The sequence below is a fragment of the Bacillus sp. FSL R5-0416 genome (genome assembly GCF_037975425.1).
GTDB lineage: Bacteria > Bacillota > Bacilli > Bacillales > Bacillaceae > Bacillus > Bacillus subtilis.
Genome location: NZ_CP150252.1, coordinates 35,001 through 58,243 on the forward strand (window position 1 = coordinate 35,001; position 23,243 = coordinate 58,243).

General features: G+C 41.4%; 28 protein-coding genes. 27 read left to right on the top strand and 1 reads right to left on the bottom strand.

Features of this window, described 5'->3' with window-relative positions:
* Window positions 1–43: 43 nt before the first annotated feature.
* The 13 genes from csfB to rsmI all read left to right on the top strand — a co-directional run bounded on the left by csfB (window position 44) and on the right by rsmI (window position 9,312).
* The gene (gene csfB / locus NYE20_RS00180; protein ID WP_003243294.1) at window positions 44–238 is read left to right on the top strand and encodes an anti-sigma-G factor; all 195 of its coding nucleotides are present in this window, start codon (window positions 44–46) and stop codon (window positions 236–238) included.
* Window positions 239–357: 119 nt separating this feature from the next.
* A complete protein-coding gene (locus NYE20_RS00185) occupies window positions 358–972 on the top strand; it encodes a 5-bromo-4-chloroindolyl phosphate hydrolysis family protein (protein WP_072174172.1) in 615 nt (204 codons plus the stop codon).
* 18 nt (window positions 973–990) lie between these two features.
* Window positions 991–2,151: a toxic anion resistance protein gene (locus NYE20_RS00190; RefSeq protein ID WP_064672102.1), complete on the top strand. Its 1,161-nt coding sequence runs from the start codon at window positions 991–993 to the stop codon at window positions 2,149–2,151.
* An 81-nt stretch (window positions 2,152–2,232) separates the two neighbouring features.
* Entirely contained in the window at window positions 2,233–3,675 is a 1,443-nt protein-coding gene (locus tag NYE20_RS00195; protein ID WP_038827633.1) for an aminotransferase class I/II-fold pyridoxal phosphate-dependent enzyme, read from the top strand.
* The gene (gene tmk / locus NYE20_RS00200; RefSeq protein WP_069322312.1) at window positions 3,672–4,310 is read left to right on the top strand and encodes a dTMP kinase; all 639 of its coding nucleotides are present in this window, start codon (window positions 3,672–3,674) and stop codon (window positions 4,308–4,310) included. The genes NYE20_RS00195 and tmk overlap by 4 nt, the downstream gene beginning before the upstream one ends.
* A gap of 73 nt (window positions 4,311–4,383) precedes the next feature.
* Window positions 4,384–4,713, top strand: a complete 330-nt coding sequence (gene darA / locus NYE20_RS00205; RefSeq protein WP_003242755.1) for a cyclic di-AMP receptor DarA — start codon at window positions 4,384–4,386, stop codon at window positions 4,711–4,713.
* Window positions 4,714–4,725: 12 nt separating this feature from the next.
* The gene (locus NYE20_RS00210) at window positions 4,726–5,166 is read left to right on the top strand and encodes a YaaR family protein (RefSeq protein ID WP_009966249.1); all 441 of its coding nucleotides are present in this window, start codon (window positions 4,726–4,728) and stop codon (window positions 5,164–5,166) included.
* A gap of 11 nt (window positions 5,167–5,177) precedes the next feature.
* The gene (gene holB / locus NYE20_RS00215; protein WP_003226770.1) at window positions 5,178–6,167 is read left to right on the top strand and encodes a DNA polymerase III subunit delta'; all 990 of its coding nucleotides are present in this window, start codon (window positions 5,178–5,180) and stop codon (window positions 6,165–6,167) included.
* A 2-nt stretch (window positions 6,168–6,169) separates the two neighbouring features.
* Window positions 6,170–6,997 carry a competence/sporulation regulator complex protein RicT gene (gene ricT / locus NYE20_RS00220; protein ID WP_003226767.1) on the top strand — a complete coding sequence of 276 codons (828 nt, stop codon included), beginning with the start codon at window positions 6,170–6,172 and terminating at the stop codon, window positions 6,995–6,997.
* Between the two features lie 14 nt (window positions 6,998–7,011).
* A complete protein-coding gene (gene yabA / locus NYE20_RS00225) occupies window positions 7,012–7,371 on the top strand; it encodes a replication initiation-control protein YabA (protein ID WP_003218308.1) in 360 nt (119 codons plus the stop codon).
* A gap of 58 nt (window positions 7,372–7,429) precedes the next feature.
* Window positions 7,430–8,173, top strand: coding sequence for a tRNA1(Val) (adenine(37)-N6)-methyltransferase (locus NYE20_RS00230; RefSeq protein ID WP_161621072.1), 744 nt, complete (start codon window positions 7,430–7,432; stop codon window positions 8,171–8,173).
* Entirely contained in the window at window positions 8,160–8,459 is a 300-nt protein-coding gene (locus NYE20_RS00235; RefSeq protein WP_103804198.1) for a GIY-YIG nuclease family protein, read from the top strand. The genes NYE20_RS00230 and NYE20_RS00235 overlap by 14 nt, the downstream gene beginning before the upstream one ends.
* Window positions 8,434–9,312, top strand: a complete 879-nt coding sequence (rsmI, locus tag NYE20_RS00240; RefSeq protein ID WP_087614199.1) for a 16S rRNA (cytidine(1402)-2'-O)-methyltransferase — start codon at window positions 8,434–8,436, stop codon at window positions 9,310–9,312. Before NYE20_RS00235 ends, rsmI begins: the two co-directional genes overlap by 26 nt.
* Before the next feature lie 48 nt (window positions 9,313–9,360).
* On the opposite strand, the gene abrB is transcribed toward rsmI, so the two are convergent.
* Window positions 9,361–9,651, bottom strand: a complete 291-nt coding sequence (gene abrB / locus NYE20_RS00245) for a transition state genes transcriptional regulator AbrB (RefSeq protein ID WP_003226760.1) — start codon at window positions 9,649–9,651, stop codon at window positions 9,361–9,363.
* A gap of 494 nt (window positions 9,652–10,145) precedes the next feature.
* On the opposite strand from abrB, the gene metG reads away from it, so the two are divergent.
* The 14 genes from metG (at window position 10,146) to NYE20_RS00315 (ending at window position 23,212) form a co-directional block, all read left to right on the top strand.
* Window positions 10,146–12,140, top strand: a complete 1,995-nt coding sequence (metG, locus tag NYE20_RS00250) for a methionine--tRNA ligase (RefSeq protein ID WP_015253011.1) — start codon at window positions 10,146–10,148, stop codon at window positions 12,138–12,140.
* Between the two features lie 78 nt (window positions 12,141–12,218).
* Window positions 12,219–12,986 (top strand): TatD family hydrolase, encoded by a 768-nt coding sequence (locus tag NYE20_RS00255; protein ID WP_038827637.1) that lies wholly within the window; start codon window positions 12,219–12,221, stop codon window positions 12,984–12,986.
* 155 nt (window positions 12,987–13,141) lie between these two features.
* Complete coding sequence (locus NYE20_RS00260; protein ID WP_015715099.1) at window positions 13,142–14,455, top strand: ubiquitin-like domain-containing protein; 1,314 nt, start codon at window positions 13,142–13,144, stop codon at window positions 14,453–14,455.
* Between the two features lie 144 nt (window positions 14,456–14,599).
* Entirely contained in the window at window positions 14,600–15,160 is a 561-nt protein-coding gene (gene rnmV, locus NYE20_RS00265) for a ribonuclease M5 (protein WP_151870504.1), read from the top strand.
* A complete protein-coding gene (gene rsmA / locus NYE20_RS00270; protein ID WP_015253009.1) occupies window positions 15,153–16,031 on the top strand; it encodes a 16S rRNA (adenine(1518)-N(6)/adenine(1519)-N(6))-dimethyltransferase RsmA in 879 nt (292 codons plus the stop codon). The genes rnmV and rsmA overlap by 8 nt, the downstream gene beginning before the upstream one ends.
* A 161-nt stretch (window positions 16,032–16,192) precedes the next feature.
* Complete coding sequence (gene prtG, locus NYE20_RS00275; protein WP_014475574.1) at window positions 16,193–17,065, top strand: sporulation-specific protease PrtG; 873 nt, start codon at window positions 16,193–16,195, stop codon at window positions 17,063–17,065.
* A 210-nt stretch (window positions 17,066–17,275) separates the two neighbouring features.
* Window positions 17,276–17,536, top strand: a complete 261-nt coding sequence (locus tag NYE20_RS00280; RefSeq protein ID WP_003218330.1) for a Veg family protein — start codon at window positions 17,276–17,278, stop codon at window positions 17,534–17,536.
* 159 nt (window positions 17,537–17,695) lie between these two features.
* Window positions 17,696–17,881, top strand: a complete 186-nt coding sequence (locus NYE20_RS00285) for a small, acid-soluble spore protein, alpha/beta type (protein ID WP_003218333.1) — start codon at window positions 17,696–17,698, stop codon at window positions 17,879–17,881.
* 147 nt (window positions 17,882–18,028) lie between these two features.
* Entirely contained in the window at window positions 18,029–18,898 is an 870-nt protein-coding gene (gene ispE / locus NYE20_RS00290; RefSeq protein ID WP_003226742.1) for a 4-(cytidine 5'-diphospho)-2-C-methyl-D-erythritol kinase, read from the top strand.
* A 55-nt stretch (window positions 18,899–18,953) separates the two neighbouring features.
* Window positions 18,954–19,811: a pur operon repressor gene (purR, locus tag NYE20_RS00295; RefSeq protein WP_003218342.1), complete on the top strand. Its 858-nt coding sequence runs from the start codon at window positions 18,954–18,956 to the stop codon at window positions 19,809–19,811.
* Window positions 19,808–20,185 (top strand): 2-iminobutanoate/2-iminopropanoate deaminase, encoded by a 378-nt coding sequence (ridA, locus tag NYE20_RS00300; protein ID WP_003226738.1) that lies wholly within the window; start codon window positions 19,808–19,810, stop codon window positions 20,183–20,185. Before purR ends, ridA begins: the two co-directional genes overlap by 4 nt.
* A gap of 194 nt (window positions 20,186–20,379) precedes the next feature.
* Window positions 20,380–20,673 carry a septation regulator SpoVG gene (spoVG, locus tag NYE20_RS00305; RefSeq protein WP_003218346.1) on the top strand — a complete coding sequence of 98 codons (294 nt, stop codon included), beginning with the start codon at window positions 20,380–20,382 and terminating at the stop codon, window positions 20,671–20,673.
* A 192-nt stretch (window positions 20,674–20,865) separates the two neighbouring features.
* Complete coding sequence (gene glmU, locus NYE20_RS00310) at window positions 20,866–22,236, top strand: bifunctional UDP-N-acetylglucosamine diphosphorylase/glucosamine-1-phosphate N-acetyltransferase GlmU (protein ID WP_015382564.1); 1,371 nt, start codon at window positions 20,866–20,868, stop codon at window positions 22,234–22,236.
* 22 nt (window positions 22,237–22,258) lie between these two features.
* Complete coding sequence (locus NYE20_RS00315; RefSeq protein WP_003218353.1) at window positions 22,259–23,212, top strand: ribose-phosphate diphosphokinase; 954 nt, start codon at window positions 22,259–22,261, stop codon at window positions 23,210–23,212.
* Window positions 23,213–23,243 lie beyond the last annotated feature (31 nt).

Sequence of the window (23,243 nt, forward strand, 5' to 3'; positions counted from 1 at the left end):
ATATCCGTTTTAAGGGGAGGCTAATTGTACGGAGGTGGAGAAGATGGACGAAACAGTTAAACTTAATCATACATGTGTGATTTGTGATCAAGAGAAGAATAGAGGCATTCATCTTTATACGAAATTCATATGCTTAGATTGTGAGAGAAAAGTAATTTCTACATCAACTTCTGATCCTGACTATGCGTTTTACGTAAAAAAACTAAAGAGCATTCATACACCGCCATTATATTCATAGACCTGAAAAGGTCTTTTTTTGTACTCTTAATAATAAAAAGAAGATGAAACTTGTTTAAGGATTGAACGTAGTAGATAATAATATTAAAACTGAGTATAGACACAGGAGTCGATTATCTCATGCAGAGATTTTTTCACTTTTTGATGTGGAGTTTAACTAGCAGTGCGACTTTTGTTTTCATTGGAATATTGAGCTTTTTTGGTTTAAACCAGTCGCTTTTTTTATCTATTGTTTATGGGCTTGCTTCTGGAGCAGCCGTATATATAGCTGGCATCTGGAATGCAAGACGGTTATTTCTTAAAAAGCATGAATTGACAGGAAGAGAGTATGCTTACATTAAGAAAAACTTAGAGGAAGCAAGGCAGAAAATGGTCCGTCTTAGGAAAACCTTGTTTCAGGCTAAAAGTATTCAAATGTTTAAGCAAAATGCAGAAATGCTAAGGATTGTGAGAAGGATTTATCTCCTCACCAAAAAAGAGCCAAAGCGGTTTTATCAGGCAGAACGATTTTTTTATCAAACTCTCGATTCGGTTGTTGAATTGACAGAGAAGTATGCTTTTCTATCATCTCACGCAAAAAAAAGCAAAGAACTGTCGATGTCGTTAAGTGAGACACGCATCACTCTTACTGAATTGACCAAGCGTTTAGAGGAAGATTTAACTCAAGCAATGGGTGATGAAATTGACGAGTTGCAGTTTGAATTAGACGCAGCAAAACATTCATTAAAGAAATAAGGGAAGAGGGTAAGAGCGATGAACCGAGACCAAAGCGACCTTCATATAGATGAATTATTGGCAGATCCTTTTGGTGGTAACATAGAGATACCAGGTTCGGAGGCTGTAAAAGCAGAGAAAGAGCAAGTACGGCTTGTTGATGTTCTTCCTGAGGAAAACAAGGAAAAAGCAATTCAGCTTGCTGGACAGATTGATCATAAAAATATGCAAAGCATTGTCTTATACGGTTCACAAGCTCAATCTAAACTGCTGAACTTTTCTCATGATATGATTAATCATGTTCAAAAGAAGGATGTCGGGGAGATTGGCGAAATACTTGGAGAGCTGATGAAAAAGCTGGAGCAAGTAAATCCTGATGATCTCCAATCTAAGAAAAAGGGTATTTTGGCACGCATGTTTGGAAGAGTATCAAGTTCTCTTCAAGAGGTGCTGTCTAAATACCAAAAGACCAGTGTGCAGATAGACAGAATCAGCTTGAAGCTGGAGCACTCTAAAAATGCTTTAATCAGTGACAACAAGCTGTTAGAGCAGTTATATGAAAAAAATAAAGAATATTTTGCCGCGCTGAATGTTTATATTGCTGCAGGAGAACTGAAGCTGGAGGAATTAAAAACAAAAACGATTCCTGAACTGAAGCAACAGGCTGAATCGAGTGATCATAACCAAATGGCCGTTCAAGAGGTGAATGATTTAATTCAATTTGCTGACCGGTTAGATAAAAGGGTGCATGATTTGCTGCTGAGCAGGCAAATTACAATTCAAAGTGCACCGCAAATCAGGCTGATTCAAAATACAAACCAAGCGTTAGCTGAAAAGATTCAGTCATCCATTGTGACAGCGATTCCGTTATGGAAAAATCAAGTTGCCATTGCGCTGACGCTTTTAAGGCAGCGCAATGCAGTGGATGCACAACAGAAAGTATCTGATACAACCAATGAGCTTTTGCTGAAAAATGCGGAGCTTTTAAAAACCAATACAATTGAAACTGCACGGGCAAATGAAAGAGGCCTTGTTGATATAGATACCTTGAAGAAGGTGCAGGAAAGCTTAATAAGCACGCTTGAAGAAACACTGACTATACAAGAAGAAGGACGAATCAAACGCCGTCAGGCAGAAGAAGAGCTCATGATGATGGAAGGCGACCTGAAGCAAAAGCTGCTTACAATAAAGGAAAGATAGTTACCAGTAAGTCTGGCTTTAAGTTCTGTCAGAGGCACGATATAATAAGGTGTAAGAAGACACATTCAAAGGATTGTTTTCATGAACACACCTTTATATAAAGCATTAATTCAACATGCGAGAAGAAATTCTCATTCATTTCATGTTCCGGGACATCACAATGGAGATGTCTTTTTTGATGACGCTAAGTCAATATTCGATCCGCTTCTCACCATTGATGTAACTGAACTGGCAGGACTGGATGATCTCCATCATCCTTCCGGGGTGATTAAGGAAGCTCAGGAGCTTGTCAGTCAATTATATGGATCGGCGGAAAGTTTTTTTCTGGTAAATGGTACGACTGTCGGAAACTTAGCGATGATTTTATCTGTTTGTGAACCTGGTGATACAATTCTGGTTCAAAGAAACTGTCATAAATCTGTATTTCATGCTGTTGATTTGGCCGGTGCTGAGCCGGTTTATCTTGCACCTGACGTTGATTCAGCGATGCATGTGCCTACGCATGTTCCGCTTGGAACAATTAAAGAGGCCCTGGCAGCATATCCAGATGCGAAAGGCTTGGTACTGACCAATCCGACATATTACGGACATAGTGCTGATTTGACTGAGATCATTACTGAAGCCCATCATTACGGGATTCCTGTTTTGGTCGATGAAGCGCATGGCGCACATTTTATTTTAGGTGAGCCTTTTCCGGTCTCAGCTTTAAAAATGGGGGCAGATATTGTTGTTCAGTCGGCCCACAAAACGCTGCCTGCCATGACGATGGGTTCTTATTTGCATCTCAACACCAGCTGCAGGATTAACAGGGATCGGGTGGCAGAGTATTTAAACCGATTACAAAGCAGCAGCCCGTCTTATCCGATTATGGCTTCGTTAGATATTGCCCGCGCTTATGTACAGCATATTATAGAAGAACAAAAGCTTTCTGACATTCTGCAGCGGATACAAACACTTAAACAAACGTTTGATTCACTTACAAATGCAGAAGCTGTTAACCCTGCTAATCCACTGATCATCACGGACCCGCTGAAGCTCACAATTCGTTCAAAACGCGGGCATTCTGGCTATACGCTGCAAAGCATATTAGAGCGTGCCAACATATTCACTGAGCTTGCTGATGAAAATCAAGTTCTGCTCGTTCTCCCATTGGGAGGAAAACGGAGAATAAACGCTGAAACCATTAGAAGCATCGATGAAGAGATTGAGAAAACGCCTCCGGATCAGACGTTTGTTTCTGCAGAATGGGGTGTGCAGCCTGTTACTGTCTTGCCTTATCCAAAAAAGGTCTTACATTCGTTTAAGAAAGAATATGTGAGCTTTGAGGAAGCAGCTGGCCGGCTGAATGCAGAAGATATCATCCCTTATCCTCCGGGTATCCCGATGATTATGGCGGGAGAAAGAATAACAAAAGAAAGTGTGCAAAAGCTCAGCCGCTTGATCAGCATGAAAACGCATGTTCAAGGGAATATGAAAATCAAAGAGAAACAACTACTTGTTTATATAGAAGAGGAGAAATCATGAGCGGTTTATTTATTACATTCGAAGGTCCTGAAGGTGCAGGAAAAACGACTGTTCTGCAGGAGATCAAAAACATACTGACAGCAGAAGGCCTTCAGGTTATGGCAACTCGAGAGCCAGGCGGAATAGATATTGCAGAACAAATTCGAGAGGTTATTCTGAATGAGAACAATACATTAATGGACCCAAAAACAGAAGCTCTCTTATATGCGGCTGCAAGACGCCAGCATTTAGTTGAAAAAGTAAAACCTGCTTTAGAACAGGGGTTTATCGTTCTTTGCGACAGATTCATAGACAGTTCTCTTGCGTATCAAGGATATGCAAGAGGACTTGGAATTGATGAGGTTCTGTCCATTAATGAATTTGCCATTGGAGATATGATGCCCCATGTAACGGTTTATTTTTCAATTGATCCGGAAGAAGGACTGAAGCGTATTTACGCAAACGGCTCACGGGAGAAAAACAGGCTCGATTTAGAAAAACTGGACTTTCATACAAAAGTACAAGAAGGTTATCAAGAGCTGATAAAGCGATTTCCGGAAAGATTTCATTCAGTTGATGCCGGGCAATCCAAAGACCTCGTCGTTCAGGATGTTCTAAAGGTGATCGATGAAGCGTTGAAAAAAATTCAATTGTGACCTGTTTCCCAATAGTTGATATAATAATGTAAACGAGATCACGTTGTTTCCAATCTAAAGGAGGCCTTCACAGATGAAATTGATAGTGGCAGTTGTACAAGATCAGGACAGCAACAGACTTTTGAAAACCTTAACGGATCACAACTTCAGAGTCACAAAGCTTGCGACGACAGGAGGATTTCTTAAATCAGGCAATACAACGTTTATGATCGGTGTCGAGGATATACGCGTCAATAAAGCGTTGAGTCTCATTAAAGAAAACGGGCAGAAACGTGATCAGATGATTGCCCCTGTATCTCCAATGGGCGGAAATGCTGATTCCTATGTCCCTTATCCAGTCGAAGTTGAAGTTGGCGGAGCGACAGTATTTGTCCTTCCAGTCGATGAATTTCATCAATTTTAAGGATCTGAAACTGTGAAAATTAATAAAGATATACGTACATTTATAGATAATAAACAGATTCCCTCTGTGAAAACATCTGAGATCACGGCATCGTTTAAAACATCAATGGAAAACCAAAGCAGCAAAATGAAGCTTGATCAGCTTACCAGGCTGTTATCTGATATAGAAGCATTCGGAAAAAGGCTAACGAAATCTCGGAATTTTAAAGACTTAGCGAGATTTAAAGGACTTGTGAAACGTTTTGTCAAAGAAGCTGTGGACAGCGGCCTTTCACATGAAACATCGAAAAGCTTTGACCTTTACGGGAACAGCAGAACGCTGGGACTTGTGAAAGAAATAGATGACAAATTGATACAGCTTACGGAAGAGATGATGGATCAGGAAAAACCGGCAATTGATTTGCTGGAGCGTATTGGCGAAATAAAAGGTTTATTAATTAACCTTTACACATAGAGAGTGATACAATGGCAATATCCTGGAAGGAAATGAACGAGCTTCAGCCCAGAGTGATGAAGCTTTTATATAATAGTATTGAGAAGGACAGACTATCACACGCTTATTTGTTTGAGGGAAAAAAAGGAACAGGCAAGCTTGATGCCGCGCTGCTTCTTGCAAAAAGCTTCTTTTGTCTGGAGGATGGCGCGGAGCCTTGTGAGAGCTGCCGAAACTGTAAACGGATAGAGTCAGGGAACCATCCTGATCTCCATCTTGTTCAGCCTGATGGCTTATCAATCAAAAAGGCGCAAATTCAAGCGCTCCAAGAAGAGTTTTCTAAGACAGGACTTGAATCGCATAAAAAGCTGTATATTATTTCGCACGCAGATCAAATGACAGCAAATGCGGCGAACAGCCTGCTGAAATTTTTAGAAGAACCGAACAAAGACACAATGGCCGTCCTCATCACTGAGCAGCCCCAAAGGTTATTGGATACCATCATTTCAAGATGCCAAACCCTTCCTTTTCAGCCTTTGCAGCCGAAAGCAATTGAAGATAGACTGATCGAACAGGACGTCTCGCCTCATATGGCAAGGCTTCTGGCCAACATGACCAATAATGTAGCAGAAGCAGTCGAATTAAGTCGAAATGATGAGTTTGCAGAGTCTAGAGCGAAAGTGATAAAATTGTATGAAGTCCTACACCAGCGGAAAGGACATGCTTTTTTCTTTATTCAAGATCAATGGATGCCCTTTTTCAAAGAAAAAACCCATCAAGAAATGGGTCTTGATATGCTCTTATTGATATATCGTGATGTGTTGTCCATCCAAATAGGAAATGAAGATAAATTGATTTATCAAGACTTATTCCAATCAATAAAACAGCATGCGCTACAATCAACACAACAAAGCGTTACGAATCAGATACTTGCTGTTTTAGAAGCAAAGAAACGGCTTCATTCCAATGTGAATGTACAAGGATTAATGGAGCACTTGGTGTTAATGTTGCAGGAGGGATAAGCTTGTACAATGTAATTGGTGTCCGCTTTAAGAAAGCGGGTAAAATATATTATTTTGATCCGAATGGATTTCATATAGAACATGACAGCTGCGTAATTGTAGAAACTGTCAGAGGCGTTGAGTACGGCCAGGTCGTGATTGCAAATAAACAGGTGGATGAGCATGATGTGGTGCTTCCCCTTCGAAAAGTGATACGTGTGGCTGACGAGCGCGATCTTCTCATTGTAGAAGAAAATAAACAGGAAGCACTATCAGCATTTGATATCTGCCAAAAGAAAGTGATTGAGCATGGCTTGGATATGAAGCTGGTCGATGTTGAATTCACGTTTGATCGCAATAAAGTCATTTTTTACTTCACTGCTGACGGTCGAGTCGACTTTAGAGAGCTTGTAAAGGATTTGGCTTCTATCTTTAAGACAAGAATTGAGCTGCGCCAAATCGGAGTGAGGGATGAGGCAAAAATGCTCGGAGGAATCGGTCCTTGCGGAAGAATGCTTTGCTGTTCAACGTTTCTTGGAGATTTTGAACCCGTTTCCATTAAAATGGCCAAGGATCAGAACTTGTCTTTAAATCCTACGAAGATTTCGGGTCTTTGCGGACGGTTGATGTGCTGTCTAAAATATGAGAACGATGAGTATGAGACGGCAAAAGAACAGCTTCCGGATATAGGAGAAATGATTACGACAGCAAACGGCCCCGCGAAGGTCGTCGGACTAAATATTCTGGAACGGGTGCTTCAGGTGGAACTGATAAACCGTGAAAAAGTGATAGAATATACTTGGGAAGAGCTCTTGGAAGAGGGCGTCGTATCCGCACAAACCACAGATTAACGAGGTGTGGAACCTTGGATAAAAAAGAGTTATTTGATACAGTCATTAACTTAGAAGAACAAATTGGCTCACTGTACCGGCAGCTGGGGGATTTGAAGCAGCATATCGGTGAGATGATTGAGGAAAATCATCATTTACAGCTTGAAAACAAGCATTTGCGCAAACGGCTGGACGATACGACGCAGCAGATTGAAAAGTTCAAAGCTGATAAAAAAGAATCAAAAACACAGAAGACAGAGCAAACTGATATAGGGGAAGGATATGATAATCTGGCACGTCTGTATCAAGAAGGATTTCATATCTGCAATGTCCACTATGGAAGTGTTCGAAAAGAGGATTGTCTTTTCTGTCTGTCATTCTTAAATAAAAAATAGGGAAAAGGCTTCCGCATAAGACGGGAGCCTTTTTCAAAGGTACTGAAAGGATAAGAAGATGGTTTCATTACATGATGATGAAAGATTAGACTATTTGCTGGTAGAGGACATGAAAATCATACAAAGCCCAACAGTGTTTGCTTTTTCGTTGGACGCTGTGCTTCTGTCCAAATTTGCGTACGTTCCGATTCAAAAAGGGAAAATCGTTGATTTATGCACCGGCAATGGTATTGTGCCGCTGCTGCTCAGTACAAGATCAAAAGCAGACATTCTGGGAGTCGAAATACAAGAAAGGCTGCATGATATGGCTGTTCGCAGCGTGGAGTATAATAAGCTGCAGGATCAGATTCAGTTCATACATGATGACCTGAAAAACATGCCGGAGAAACTTGGACATAATCGATATGATGTTGTCACCTGCAATCCGCCGTATTTTAAAACACCGAAACAAACTGAACAAAACATGAATGAGCATCTCCGAATTGCAAGACATGAAATCCACTGCACACTGGAGGATGTCATTTCAGTCAGCAGCAAGCTGCTCAAGCAAGGGGGAAAAGCAGCTCTTGTTCACCGGCCGGGAAGGCTTCTAGAGATTTTTGAACTGATGAAGGCTTATCAAATCGAGCCAAAACGTGTACAATTTGTCTATCCGAAGCAAGGGAAAGAAGCCAATACCATTTTGGTTGAAGGTATCAAAGGCGGGCGCCCGGATTTAAAAATTCTTCCTCCTTTATTCGTTTATGATGAACAAAATGAATATACAAAAGAAATCAGGACCATTTTATATGGAGACAAATAACCATTTCTTCTACGTCGTGAAATGTAAGGACAATAGCTGGTATGCCGGGTATACCAACGATCTGCATAAACGAGTGAAAACACACAATGATGGAAAGGGCGCAAAGTACACTAAAGTAAGACGTCCGGTTGAATTAATTTTTGCCGAGAGCTTTTCAACAAAGCGGGAAGCTATGCAGGCGGAATATTATTTCAAAAAACTAACTCGAAAGAAAAAAGAGCTTTATATAGAAGAAAAGCGGAACACCAAGGAGGCTGTATATGTTAAGGCGGCAAATGAGCTTTAATGGAAAGTCGGACATGGGAATTCTTTACTTGGTCCCAACCCCAATCGGAAATCTAGAGGACATGACATTCCGGGCGATCGACACGCTGAAATCAGTGGATGCGATTGCTGCGGAAGATACGAGGCAAACGAAAAAGCTTTGTCATGTATATGAAATTGAAACACCGCTCGTCAGCTATCACGAACACAATAAAGAAAGCAGTGGGCACAAAATTATTGAATGGCTGAAATCGGGAAAAAACATTGCTCTTGTCAGTGATGCCGGTCTGCCGACGATTTCTGATCCCGGAGCGGAAATTGTAAAGGATTTTACGGATATAGGCGGTTATGTTGTTCCGTTGCCGGGAGCAAATGCTGCATTAACAGCTCTTATTGCTTCAGGTATTGTACCGCAGCCTTTTTTCTTTTACGGTTTTCTCAACAGACAGAAAAAAGAAAAGAAGAAGGAGCTTGAAGCCCTTAAAAAACGGCGGGAAACGATCATTTTTTATGAAGCGCCTCACAGATTGAAGGAAACCTTGTCAGCGATGGCAGAGATATTAGGAGATCGGGAAATCGCTGTAACACGTGAACTCACTAAGAAATATGAAGAGTTTATCCGAGGAACCATATCTGAGGTCATTGGTTGGGCAAACGAGGATCAGATACGCGGCGAGTTTTGTCTTGTCGTAGAAGGAAGTAATAATGAAGAGGTAGATGAGGAAGAACAATGGTGGGAAACCCTCACTGCGAAAGAACATGTCGAGCATTACATCTTGAAAGGCGCTACGTCTAAAGAAGCCATTAAAAAAGCAGCAGTCGATCGCAATGTACCAAAGCGTGAAGTGTACGATGCTTACCATATTAAGCAATAAAAAAACGTTCTTGTGTCATAACAAGAACGTTTTTTGTACAAGAAATGATTATTTAAGGTTTTGAAGCTGGTTTTGGATTTCGCTGATGATTTGCTCAGCGCCTTCTTTACTAAGAACCAATTTACCGCCTGCAAGTTTAAGGTTATCATCAGAAACTTCACCAGTTACTTGGCAAGTCATGTTTGGTTTATATTTTTTAAGGATGATTTTTTCATCATCAACATAGATTTCAAGAGCATCTTTTTCTGCGATTCCAAGAGTACGACGCAGTTCGATAGGAATAACTACACGTCCTAATTCATCAACTTTACGTACAATACCAGTAGATTTCATAAACATTCTCCTCCCAAGAGATACTTATTTGTTTAAATTATATTTTTCTTCGTCATTATTCGACAAAATCCTTACCTTCATAGCATAACAAGGTTTCCAATAATCGTCAATCATTTTGTTTACTATTGATTGTAAGAATTAGTTCTTATAGTCAGTAATGTCTTAGAAACTACCGAAATAACAGCATTTTATAAATATTTAATAAAGCTATTATCCTACTAAAAATCCTTTTAAATCAAGACTTTCGAACCAAAGTTTTTTATTTCATTTGATTATATACGACAAAATTCGACACGAACAGACTTTTTTTATTTTCATTAAAGATTTTTAATTTTAATTATTCTTTTTCAGGGCGTATGTATATATTCTTGATCTTAAAGGCTAAGATGGTATCATAGATAAAGGATAAATATAAATAATATTCATATATGATTTGCACTTATCGCCGCTCTCGTCCTTTGGGCGGGAGCTTTTTGACATTCTGATTAGGAGGTTTCAAGATGCCGCAAGAAAACAATACATTTTACATTACAACACCGATTTATTATCCGAGCGGAAAATTACATATCGGCCATGCATATACGACAGTCGCAGGAGATGCAATGGCACGTTACAAAAGATTAAAAGGGTTCGATGTTCGCTATTTAACGGGAACGGACGAGCATGGACAAAAGATCCAGCAAAAAGCTGAACAGGAAAACATTACACCTCAGGAGTATGTGGATCGCGCAGCGGCAGATATTCAAAAACTGTGGAAGCAGCTTGAAATCTCAAACGACGACTTTATCCGCACGACAGAAAAACGGCATAAAGTTGTCATTGAAAAGGTGTTTCAAAAGCTTCTTGATAACGGGGACATCTATCTTGATGAGTATGAAGGCTGGTACAGCATCCCTGATGAAACGTTCTACACGGAAACTCAGCTCGTTGATATTGAGCGGAATGAAAAGGGAGAGGTCATCGGCGGAAAAAGCCCTGACAGCGGTCACCCAGTTGAATTGATCAAAGAGGAATCTTATTTCTTCCGCATGGGGAAATACGCGGATCGTCTTCTGAAATACTATGAAGAAAACCCGACATTCATTCAGCCAGAATCACGCAAAAACGAAATGATTAATAACTTTATCAAACCTGGACTTGAGGATTTGGCAGTATCACGTACCACTTTTGATTGGGGCGTGAAGGTGCCGGAAAATCCAAAGCATGTTGTATATGTTTGGATTGACGCACTATTTAACTATTTAACAGCACTCGGTTATGATACAGAAAATGATGAGCTATATCAAAAATATTGGCCTGCCGATGTTCATTTAGTCGGTAAGGAGATTGTACGATTCCATACTATTTACTGGCCAATTATGCTGATGGCGCTGGATCTTCCGCTGCCAAAGCAAGTATTCGCGCATGGCTGGCTTTTGATGAAAGACGGAAAAATGTCGAAATCAAAAGGAAACGTTGTAGATCCGGTTACATTAATTGAGCGCTATGGTTTAGACGAGCTTCGCTATTACCTGCTTCGCGAAGTGCCGTTCGGATCTGACGGTGTATTCACGCCGGAAGGATTTGTTGAGCGGATTAACTATGATTTAGCGAATGATTTAGGAAATCTATTGAATCGTACTGTTGCGATGATTAATAAGTATTTTGACGGACAAATCGGTTCTTACAAAGGTGCTGTTACGGAATTTGACCAAACGCTCACTTCTGTTGCTGAAGAAACAGTGAAAGCTTATGAGAAAGCAATGGAAAATATGGAGTTCTCGGTAGCACTTTCGACTTTATGGCAGCTCATCAGCCGCACAAACAAATACATTGATGAGACAGCTCCATGGGTGCTTGCGAAAGATCCGGCAAAAGAAGAAGAATTGCGATCAGTTATGTATCACCTCGCTGAATCATTGCGTATTTCAGCGGTACTGCTTCAGCCATTCTTAACAAAAACACCTGAAAAAATGTTCGAGCAGCTGGGCATTACTGATGAATCTTTAAAAGCTTGGGACAGCATTACAGCTTTCGGCCAGCTGAAAGATACAAAAGTACAAAAAGGCGATCCATTGTTCCCTCGTTTAGAGGCAGAAGAAGAAATTGCTTACATCAAAGGGAAAATGCAAGGTTCAGCACCAGCGAAAGAAGAAACAAAAGAAGAAGAGCCGCAAGAGGTCGATCGTTTACCTGAAATTACGATTGATCAATTCATGGATGTAGAGCTTCGCGTAGCTGAGGTCATTGAGGCAGAGCCAGTGAAAAAAGCAGACCGTTTATTGAAGCTGCAGCTCGATCTTGGTTTTGAAAAGCGCCAAGTGGTATCCGGCATTGCGAAGCATTATACGCCTGAAGAGCTTGTTGGAAAAAAACTCGTTTGTGTAACAAATCTAAAACCGGTTAAACTCAGAGGAGAGCTTTCTCAAGGTATGATCCTTGCAGGAGAAGCAGACGGCGTTTTAAAGGTCGTATCTATCGATCAGTCGTTACCAAAAGGCACAAGAATTAAATAATGATAAACAAAAGGTGTTTCACGTGTAACAATTCGTCGAACACCTTTTGTGTTTCGACAAGAAAGGAGTTTTTCACTTATGTTGTTTGACACTCACGCGCATTTAAATGCAGAACAATATGATACTGATCTTGAAGAGGTTATTGAACGGGCAAAAGCTGAAAAAGTTGAACGAATTGTCGTAGTTGGTTTTGACCGTCCGACGATTACCCGTGCGATGGAAATGATTGAGGAATATGATTTTATTTATGCAGCCATTGGCTGGCACCCTGTTGACGCTATTGACATGACAGAGGAAGACTTAGCGTGGATTAAAGAGCTTTCTGCTCATGAGAAAGTGGTAGCGATAGGGGAAATGGGACTGGATTATCATTGGGATAAATCACCTAAAGATATTCAAAAAGAGGTGTTTAGAAAACAAATCGCCTTAGCGAAAGAGGTCAATTTGCCTATTATCATTCATAACCGTGATGCAACGGAGGATGTCGTGACCATTTTGAAAGAGGAAGGCGCAGAAGCTGTGGGCGGAATCATGCACTGCTTTACAGGAAGTGCGGAAGTGGCAAGAGAATGCATGAAAATGAATTTTTATTTATCATTTGGGGGACCGGTGACATTTAAAAATGCGAAGAAACCGAAGGAAGTAGTGAAGGAAATTCCCAATAACCGGCTGCTGATTGAAACGGACTGCCCGTTTCTCACACCGCACCCTTTCCGCGGGAAAAGAAATGAGCCAAGCTATGTGAAATATGTGGCAGAACAAATCGCCGAATTAAAAGAAATGACCTTTGAAGAGATTGCTTCCATCACGACTGAAAATGCGAAAAGACTTTTCCGTATAAACTGACAAAAAACGCTAGCGGGTTTTGTAAGAGCTTGTCCCTTACAGCGTTTTTCTATAAAAGTTCTACATGCTTTCTTCTCCTCATAGGATAGGTTTGTCGACAAGTCTTTCTTCCGTTTCTTAGTGTATTTCAGGATAATGAAGAGGACACTGAGCTTTTGGGAGAAAGAGAAGGGAGGGTTGACAGCCTTTTAGATACTCTATATAATCTCTCCGAGGAGAAGGAGGCGTTTTTCATCACACAAAAAATGAAAAAGCTGTTTTCCGTAAAGCTTAGCAAAAGCAAAGTCATTCTGGTTGCTGCTTGTTTGCTTTTGGCAGGAAGCGGGACTGCGTACGCGGCTCATGAGCTGACGAAACAATCAGTCTCAGTTTCTATCAATGGCAAAAAGAAACATATACGCACACATGCAAATACAGTCGGTGATCTTTTGGAGACGCTTGATATAAAGACAAGAGACGAAGACAAGATCACACCTGCTAAACAGACAAAGATAACAGCAGACATGGACGTTGTGTATGAGGCTGCAAAACCTGTGAAGCTTACAATAAACGGGGAAGAAAAGACATTATGGTCAACAGCAAAAACGGTCGGTGCATTACTGGACGAACAAGATGTTGATGTGAAAGAACAAGATCAAATTGATCCCGCAATAGATACAGATATTTCGAAAGACATGAAGATTAACATAGAGCCCGCATTTCAGGTTACTGTGAATGATGCAGGGAAACAAAAGAAGATCTGGACGACTTCGACTACGGTCGCTGACTTTTTAAAACAGCAAAAGATGAACATAAAAGACGAAGATAAAATCAAGCCTGCGTTAGATGCAAAGCTGACGAAAGGAAAGGCTGATATTACAATTACTCGTATCGAAAAGGTCACCGATGTAGTTGAAGAGAAGATTGCGTTCGATGTGAAAAAGCAAGAAGACGCTTCTCTTGAAAAAGGGAAAGAAAAGGTCGTCCAAAAAGGAAAAGAAGGCAAGCTAAAAAAACATTTCGAAGTCGTTAAAGAAAACGGTAAAGAAGTGTCCAGAGAGCTTGTAAAAGAAGAAACAGCTGAACAAAGCAAAGATAAAGTGATTGCTGTCGGCACAAAGCAAAGCAGTCCAAAAGTTGAAACGGTCAGTGCTTCAGGTGATTCAAAAACAGTTGTGTCCCGCAGCAATGAATCAACAGGCAAAGTCATGACTGTATCATCTACGGCTTATACGGCAAGCTGCAGTGGTTGTTCAGGACATACAGCGACAGGCGTCAATTTAAAAAATAATCCGAATGCCAAAGTCATCGCTGTGGATCCAAATGTCATTCCGCTAGGCTCCAAAGTCCACGTGGAAGGCTATGGATATGCCATTGCTGCAGATACCGGTTCAGCGATTAAAGGGAACAAGATAGACGTCTTTTTCCCAGAGAAATCATCGGCGTACCGATGGGGAAATAAAACAGTCAAAATTAAAATCTTAAATTAATATATACTTATGTATTCAGAGGGTTTTGCGCCCTCTGTTTTTTTCGTTATAATAGACAAAGTGCATTTTCTGCTTATTAGACGCTCGACATAAGAAAAAGTTTCATGAATATACAAAAGTTTTTATTTTGTCTTGGAGGAAATAATGAAAATTAAAGAGATCATTGTGGTCGAGGGGCGTGATGATACGGCCCGCATCAAATTGGCTGTTGATGCAGACACAATTGAAACAAATGGTTCAGCCATCGATGATCATGTGATTGACCAAATCCGTTTGGCCCAGAAGACCAGAGGCGTCATTGTTTTAACGGATCCGGACTTTCCGGGAGAGAAGATTCGCAAAACCATCTCAGAGGCTGTACCCGGCTGTAAGCATGCATTTTTGCCAAAACATCTTGCCAAACCTAAAAACAAGCGGGGAATTGGTGTGGAGCATGCATCGGTTGAAAGTATTAGGGCATGTTTAGAAAATGTGCATGAGGAGATGGAAGCGCAGCCGAGTGACATTTCAGCTGAGGATTTGATTCATGCCGGACTAATAGGCGGATCTGCGGCCAAACGCCGCCGGGAACGACTGGGTGATCTGTTGAAAATCGGCTATACAAATGGCAAACAGCTTCAAAAGCGGCTGCAAATGTTTCAAATTAAAAAAAGTGATTTTATGAGTGCGCTCGATACCGTTATGCGGGAGGAACAGAATGAATAAAGATATTGCGACACCGATTAGAACAAAAGAGATACTGAAGAAATACGGTTTTTCTTTTAAAAAGAGCCTAGGACAGAATTTCTTAATTGATACGAACATTTTAAACAGAATTGTCGATCACGCGGAAGTGACGGAGAAAACAGGTGTCATTGAAATCGGCCCGGGAATCGGGGCTTTAACCGAACAGCTTGCCAAGCGGGCGAAAAAGGTCGTGGCATTTGAGATTGACCAGCGATTATTGCCGATTCTGAAGGATACGCTGTCACCTTACGACAATGTTACTGTCATTCATCATGACGTGTTAAAGGCTGATGTCAAATCGGTCATTGAAGAACAATTTCAAGATTGTGATGAGATCATGGTAGTTGCCAACCTTCCTTATTACGTAACAACACCGATTATCATGAAACTGCTTGAAGAACATCTTCCGCTGAAAGGGATTGTGGTCATGCTGCAAAAAGAAGTGGCTGAGCGCATGGCGGCTGATCCTTCATCTAAGGAATACGGCTCGCTTTCAATCGCGGTGCAGTTTTATACAGAAGCCAAAACGGTGATGATCGTTCCGAAAACCGTATTTGTTCCTCAGCCTAATGTCGATTCCGCAGTCATCCGTCTGATTCTCCGAGACGGCCCGGCAGTGGACGTGGAAAACGAATCCTTTTTCTTTCAGCTCATCAAGGCAAGCTTTGCACAGCGCCGTAAAACGCTGCTCAATAACTTAGTTAACAATCTGCCTGAAGGAAAAGCGCAAAAATCAACGATTGAGCAAGTGCTCGAAGAAACAAATATTGACGGTAAGCGCCGAGGTGAATCCCTGTCTATTGAGGAGTTCGCAGCGCTGTCTAACGGATTGTATAAAGCCCTTTTCTAAAAGGGCTTTTTGTTTTGCGCACCACATGGACTGCCGCTACATAGGCTAGAGAAGGACCTTTCATTCAATGATAAGAAAAAACTTGGACTCAGCGAAAAAAGGCGCTTTCTCAAGGCTCTTTCTTTCATGATGAGGCTTAGTCTATGTGTGGAGTGAGGAACGTGCAATTTCAAATAGGGGATATGGTAGCCAGAAAATCCTATCAGATGGATGTTTTGTTTCGAATTATAGGAATAGAGCAAACAAGCAAAGGAAATTCAATTGCCATTTTGCATGGAGATGAAGTCAGGCTGATTGCTGATTCGGATTTTTCTGATCTGGTGGCAGTGAAAAAGGATGAGCAGATGATGCGGAAAAAGAAAGATGAGAGCAGAATGAATGAGTCGCTCGAATTACTCCGCCAAGATTATAAGCTGCTCAGAGAAAAGCAGGAGTACTATGCGACAAGCCAATATCAGCATCAGGAGCATTATTTCCATATGCCGGGCAAAGTGCTTCATCTGGATGGTGACGAAGCATATCTGAAAAAATGCCTGAATGTCTATAAAAAAATTGGAGTGCCGGTCTATGGCATCCATTGCCATGAAAAGAAAATGTCTGCTTCTATTGAAGAATTGCTCGACAAATATCGACCTGATATCCTGGTGATCACAGGGCATGATGCGTATTCGAAGCAAAAGGGCGGCATTGATGATTTGAATGCGTACAGACATTCTAAGCACTTTGTTGAAACTGTTCAAACAGCCCGAAAAAAAATCCCTCACTTAGATCAGCTTGTTATTTTTGCGGGGGCCTGCCAATCCCATTTTGAATCACTCATCAGAGCGGGTGCGAATTTTGCAAGTTCACCGTCAAGAGTCAATATTCATGCGCTTGATCCGGTATATATCGTCGCGAAGATCAGCTTTACGCCGTTTATGGAACGGATTAATGTATGGGAAGTGCTCCGTAATACGCTGACAAGAGAGAAAGGGCTTGGAGGTATTGAAACAAGAGGAGTTCTGAGAATTGGTATGCCTTATAAGTCCAATTAACAGTTGAAAACCTGCATAGGAGAGCTATGCGGGTTTTTTATTTTACATAATGATACATAATTTACCGAAACTTGCGGAACATAATTGAGGAATCATAGAATTTTGTCAAAATAATTTTATTGACAACGTCTTATTAACGTTGATATAATTTAAATTTTATTTGACAAAAATGGGCTCGTGTTGTACAATAAATGTAGTGAGGTGGATGCAATGGCGAAGACGTTGTCCGATATTAAAAGATCGCTTGATGGGAATTTAGGTAAAAGGCTGACGTTAAAAGCAAACGGTGGCCGCCGAAAAACGATTGAGCGTTCGGGCATTTTAGCTGAGACGTACCCTTCTGTTTTTGTGATACAACTAGATCAAGACGAGAACTCGTTTGAAAGAGTTTCATACAGTTATGCTGATATTTTGACTGAGACTGTTGAGCTGACATTTAATGATGACGCCGCAAGCTCAGTGGCATTTTAACGGGCAGTGAACCTTTTGTTTACTGCTTTTTGTTTTGCCCTTTTTTGGTTTCCAGTAATTTTAACGAAAGTTCCATCTGATTTAACAAAAGATAAAACAGTCACATATTATCGTGACGTGCACGAATGGCTATCACTTCTAAAAAAGGGGTTGTTTCGTTTGGGCAGACGTCGTGGAGTTATGTCAGATGAGTTTAAATATGAGCTTGCTAAAGACCTTGGTTTTTATGACACAGTAAAAAATGGCGGCTGGGGCGAAATTCGGGCTCGCGATGCCGGTAACATGGTAAAGCGCGCTATAGAAATCGCCGAACAGCAAATGGCTCAGAATCAGAATAACCGATAAGGATGTGACCCGGGGGACGTGCTGTTCCCTGGTTTTTTTATTTTGGATATAAATACATAATGGGCTGAATATGGATATGTTCATCCTGTACTTCAAATGTGATACAATGTTCATACTTATGTTTAGATGGAGAAGTAGGTGAAAGCTATGCGTATTTTAGAAAAAGCGCCAGCTAAGATCAATCTGTCACTTGACGTCACCCGAAAACGCCCGGATGGCTATCATGAAGTCGAAATGATCATGACGACAATTGATTTAGCTGATCGAATTGAATTGACGGAGCTTGCAGAGGATGAAGTGAGGGTTTCCTCCCACAACCGATTTGTGCCTGATGACCAAAGAAACTTAGCTTATCAGGCTGCCAAGCTGATCAAGGACAGATACAACGTGAAAAAGGGAGTTTCCATCATGATTACGAAGGTAATTCCGGTGGCTGCCGGTCTTGCCGGCGGAAGCAGTGATGCGGCGGCGACACTCAGAGGGCTGAACAGACTGTGGAATTTAAATCTGTCCGCGGAAACGCTTGCTGAGCTTGGAGCGGAAATTGGCTCTGACGTTTCATTTTGTGTCTATGGCGGAACTGCATTAGCAACAGGGCGCGGCGAGAAAATTAAACATATAAGCACGCCTCCGCACTGCTGGGTCATTTTAGCGAAGCCGACAATCGGTGTTTCAACTGCTGAAGTGTACAGAGCGCTGAAACTGGATGGTATAGAGCATCCCGATGTACAAGGCATGATCGAGGCGATAGAAGAGAAGAGTTTTCAGAAGATGTGCAGCCGTTTAGGCAATGTGCTTGAATCTGTTACACTCGACATGCATCCTGAAGTTGCGATGATTAAAAACCAGATGAAACGCTTTGGTGCAGATGCCGTGTTAATGAGCGGGAGCGGCCCGACAGTATTTGGACTGGTTCAGTATGAGTCGAAGGTGCAGAGAATTTATAACGGGTTAAGAGGCTTCTGCGATCAAGTTTATGCGGTGAGAATGATCGGCGAACAGAACGCTCTTGATTAAATCCGTATGTTAAGTTATATTGATCTTAAAATATTCGGATTTTGGGGGTAAGTTCATGAAGTTTCGTCGCAGCGGCAGATTGGTGGACTTAACAAATTATTTGTTAACCCATCCGCACGAGTTAATACCGCTAACCTTTTTCTCTGAGCGGTATGAATCTGCAAAATCATCGATCAGTGAAGATTTAACAATTATTAAACAAACCTTTGAACAGCAGGGGATTGGTACTTTGCTTACTGTTCCCGGAGCTGCCGGAGGCGTTAAATATATTCCGAAAATGAAGCAGGCTGAAGCTGAAGAGTTTGTGCAGACACTTGGACAGTCGCTGGCAAATCCTGAGCGTATCCTTCCGGGCGGTTATGTATATTTAACGGATATCTTAGGAAAGCCATCTGTACTCTCCAAGGTAGGGAAGCTGTTTGCTTCCGTGTTTGCAGAACGCGAAATTGATGTTGTCATGACCGTTGCCACGAAAGGCATCCCTCTTGCGTATGCAGCTGCAAGCTATTTGAATGTGCCTGTTGTGATCGTTCGTAAAGACAATAAGGTAACAGAGGGCTCCACAGTCAGCATTAATTACGTTTCAGGCTCCTCAAACCGCATTCAAACAATGTCACTTGCGAAAAGAAGCATGAAAACGGGTTCAAACGTACTCATTATTGATGACTTTATGAAAGCAGGTGGCACCATTAATGGTATGATTAACCTGTTGGATGAGTTTAACGCAAATGTGGCAGGAATCGGCGTCTTAGTTGAAGCCGAAGGAGTAGATGAACGTCTTGTTGACGAATATATGTCACTTCTTACTCTTTCAACCATCAACATGAAAGAGAAGTCCATTGAAATTCAGAATGGCAATTTTCTGCGTTTTTTTAAAGACAATCTTTTAAAGAATGGAGAGACAGAATCATGACAAAAGCAGTCCACACAAAACATGCCCCAGCGGCAATCGGGCCTTATTCACAAGGGATTATCGTCAACAATATGTTTTACAGCTCAGGTCAAATCCCTTTGACTCCCTCAGGCGAAATGGTGAACGGCGATATTAAGGAGCAGACTCATCAAGTATTCAGCAATTTAAAGGCGGTTCTGGAAGAAGCGGGTGCTTCTTTTGAAACAGTTGTAAAAGCAACTGTATTTATCGCGGATATGGAACAGTTTGCGGAAGTAAACGAAGTGTACGGACAATACTTTGACACTCACAAACCGGCGAGATCTTGTGTTGAAGTCGCGAGACTCCCGAAGGATGCGTTAGTCGAGATTGAAGTTATTGCACTGGTGAAATAATAAGAAAAGTGATTCTGGGAGAGCCCGGGATCACTTTTTTATTTACCTTATGCCCGAAATGAAAGCTTTATGACCTAATTGTGTAACTATATCCTATTTTTTCAAAAAATATTTTAAAAACGAGCAGGATTTCAGAAAAAATCGTGGAATTGATACACTAATGCTTTTATATAGGGAAAAGGTGGTGAACTACTGTGGAAGTTACTGACGTAAGATTACGCCGCGTGAATACCGATGGTCGCATGAGAGCGATTGCATCCATCACGCTGGATCACGAATTTGTTGTACATGATATTCGTGTGATTGATGGAAACAATGGTCTTTTCGTTGCGATGCCGAGTAAACGCACCCCTGATGGAGAGTTCCGCGATATTGCTCATCCTATTAATTCAAGCACGCGAGGAAAGATTCAAGATGCCGTGTTAAATGAGTATCATCGTCTGGGTGACACTGAAGCATTAGAATTCGAAGAAGCTGGAGCTTCTTAAAAAATAACCAAAAAGCAAGGACTGCTGAAAGGGCTGACATAAGCCTTTTGCCGGCGGTCCTTTTTTAATTCTGATTTTTCAAACTTAGTTGCACTCAATAGAAAATTCTTGCACTTCATGAAGTCTCCTTGAAATCAGAAGATATTTAGGATATATTTTTCTATGGATAAAAGGGATATTGGAGGCCAATAAATGGATAAGCGGTTTGCAGTTGTTTTAGCGGCTGGACAAGGAACGAGAATGAAATCGAAGCTTTATAAAGTCCTTCATCCAGTTTGCGGTAAGCCTATGGTAGAGCACGTCGTGGACGAAGCCTTAAAATTATCTTTATCAAAGCTTGTCACGATTGTCGGACATGGTGCGGAAGAAGTGAAAAAGCAGCTTGGTGATAAAAGCGAGTACGCGCTTCAAGCAGAACAGCTTGGCACTGCTCATGCTGTAAAACAGGCACAGCCATTTCTTGCTGACGAAAAAGGCGTCACAATTGTCATTTGCGGAGATACGCCGCTTTTGACAGCAGAGACGATGGAACAGATGCTGAAAGAACATACACAAAGAGAAGCGAAAGCTACGATTTTAACTGCGGTTGCAGAAGATCCAACCGGATACGGCCGCATTATTCGCAGCGAAAACGGAGCGGTTCAAAAAATCGTTGAGCATAAGGACGCCTCTGAAGAAGAACGTCTTGTTACTGAGATCAACACCGGTACGTATTGTTTTGACAATGAAGCGCTATTTCGGGCTATTGATCAGGTGTCTAATGATAATGCCCAAGGCGAGTATTATTTGCCGGATGTCATAGAGATTCTTAAAAATGAAGGCGAAACTGTTGCCGCTTACCAGACTGGTAATTTCCAAGAAACGCTCGGAGTTAATGATAGAGTTGCTCTTTCTCAGGCAGAACAATTTATGAAAGAGCGCATTAATAAACGGCATATGCAAAATGGCGTGACGTTGATCGACCCGATGAATACGTATATTTCTCCTGACGCTGTTATCGGAAGCGATACTGTGATTTACCCTGGAACTGTGATTAAAGGTGAGGTGCAAATCGGAGAAGATACGATTATTGGCCCTCATACGGAGATTATGAATAGTGCCATTGGCAGCCGTACGGTTATTAAACAATCGGTAGTCAATCACAGTAAAGTGGGGAATGATGTAAACATAGGACCTTTTGCTCACATCAGACCTGATTCTGTCATCGGGAATGAAGTGAAGATCGGGAATTTTGTAGAAATTAAAAAGACTCAATTCGGAGACCGAAGCAAGGCATCTCATCTAAGCTATGTCGGCGATGCTGAGGTAGGCACTGATGTAAACCTGGGCTGCGGTTCAATTACTGTCAATTATGATGGAAAGAATAAGTATTTGACAAAAATTGAAGATGGCGCGTTTATCGGCTGCAATTCCAACTTGGTTGCCCCTGTCACAGTCGGAGAAGGCGCTTATGTGGCGGCAGGTTCAACTGTTACGGAAGATGTACCTGGAAAAGCACTTGCTATTGCCAGAGCGAGACAAGTAAATAAAGACGATTATGTGAAAAATATTCATAAAAAATAATCCTAAATTCGGAGGTTTATCCATGTCTAATCAATACGGAGATAAGAATTTAAAGATTTTTTCTTTGAATTCGAATCCAGAGCTTGCAAAAGAAATCGCAGATATAGTTGGAGTTCAATTAGGGAAATGTTCTGTCACAAGATTTAGTGACGGGGAAGTCCAAATTAATATCGAAGAAAGTATTCGCGGATGTGATTGTTACATCATCCAGTCTACAAGTGACCCCGTTAACGAGCATATTATGGAACTGCTGATTATGGTAGATGCGTTAAAACGCGCTTCTGCAAAAACGATTAACATTGTTATTCCTTATTACGGTTATGCGCGTCAAGACAGAAAAGCAAGATCCCGTGAGCCAATCACAGCTAAACTTTTCGCTAACCTGCTTGAAACAGCCGGTGCGACTCGTGTGATTGCACTTGACCTGCATGCGCCGCAAATTCAAGGATTCTTTGATATACCGATTGACCACTTAATGGGTGTTCCGATTTTAGGAGAATATTTTGAAGGCAAAAATCTTGAAGATATCGTCATTGTTTCACCAGACCATGGCGGTGTGACACGTGCCCGCAAACTGGCTGACCGACTAAAAGCGCCAATTGCGATTATCGATAAACGCCGTCCGCGTCCAAACGTGGCGGAAGTCATGAATATTGTAGGTAACATCGAAGGGAAGACTGCTATCCTCATCGATGACATTATTGATACTGCAGGTACGATTACACTTGCTGCTAATGCGCTCGTTGAAAACGGAGCGAAAGAAGTATATGCATGCTGTACACACCCTGTACTATCAGGCCCTGCGGTAGAACGGATTAATAATTCAACAATTAAAGAGCTTGTTGTGACAAACAGCATCAAGCTTCCTGAAGAAAAGAAAATTGAACGCTTTAAGCAGCTTTCAGTCGGACCGCTTCTGGCCGAAGCGATTATTCGCGTTCATGAGCAGCAATCAGTCAGCTATCTGTTCAGCTAAACCATTTTTCGAGGTTTAAATCCTTATCGTT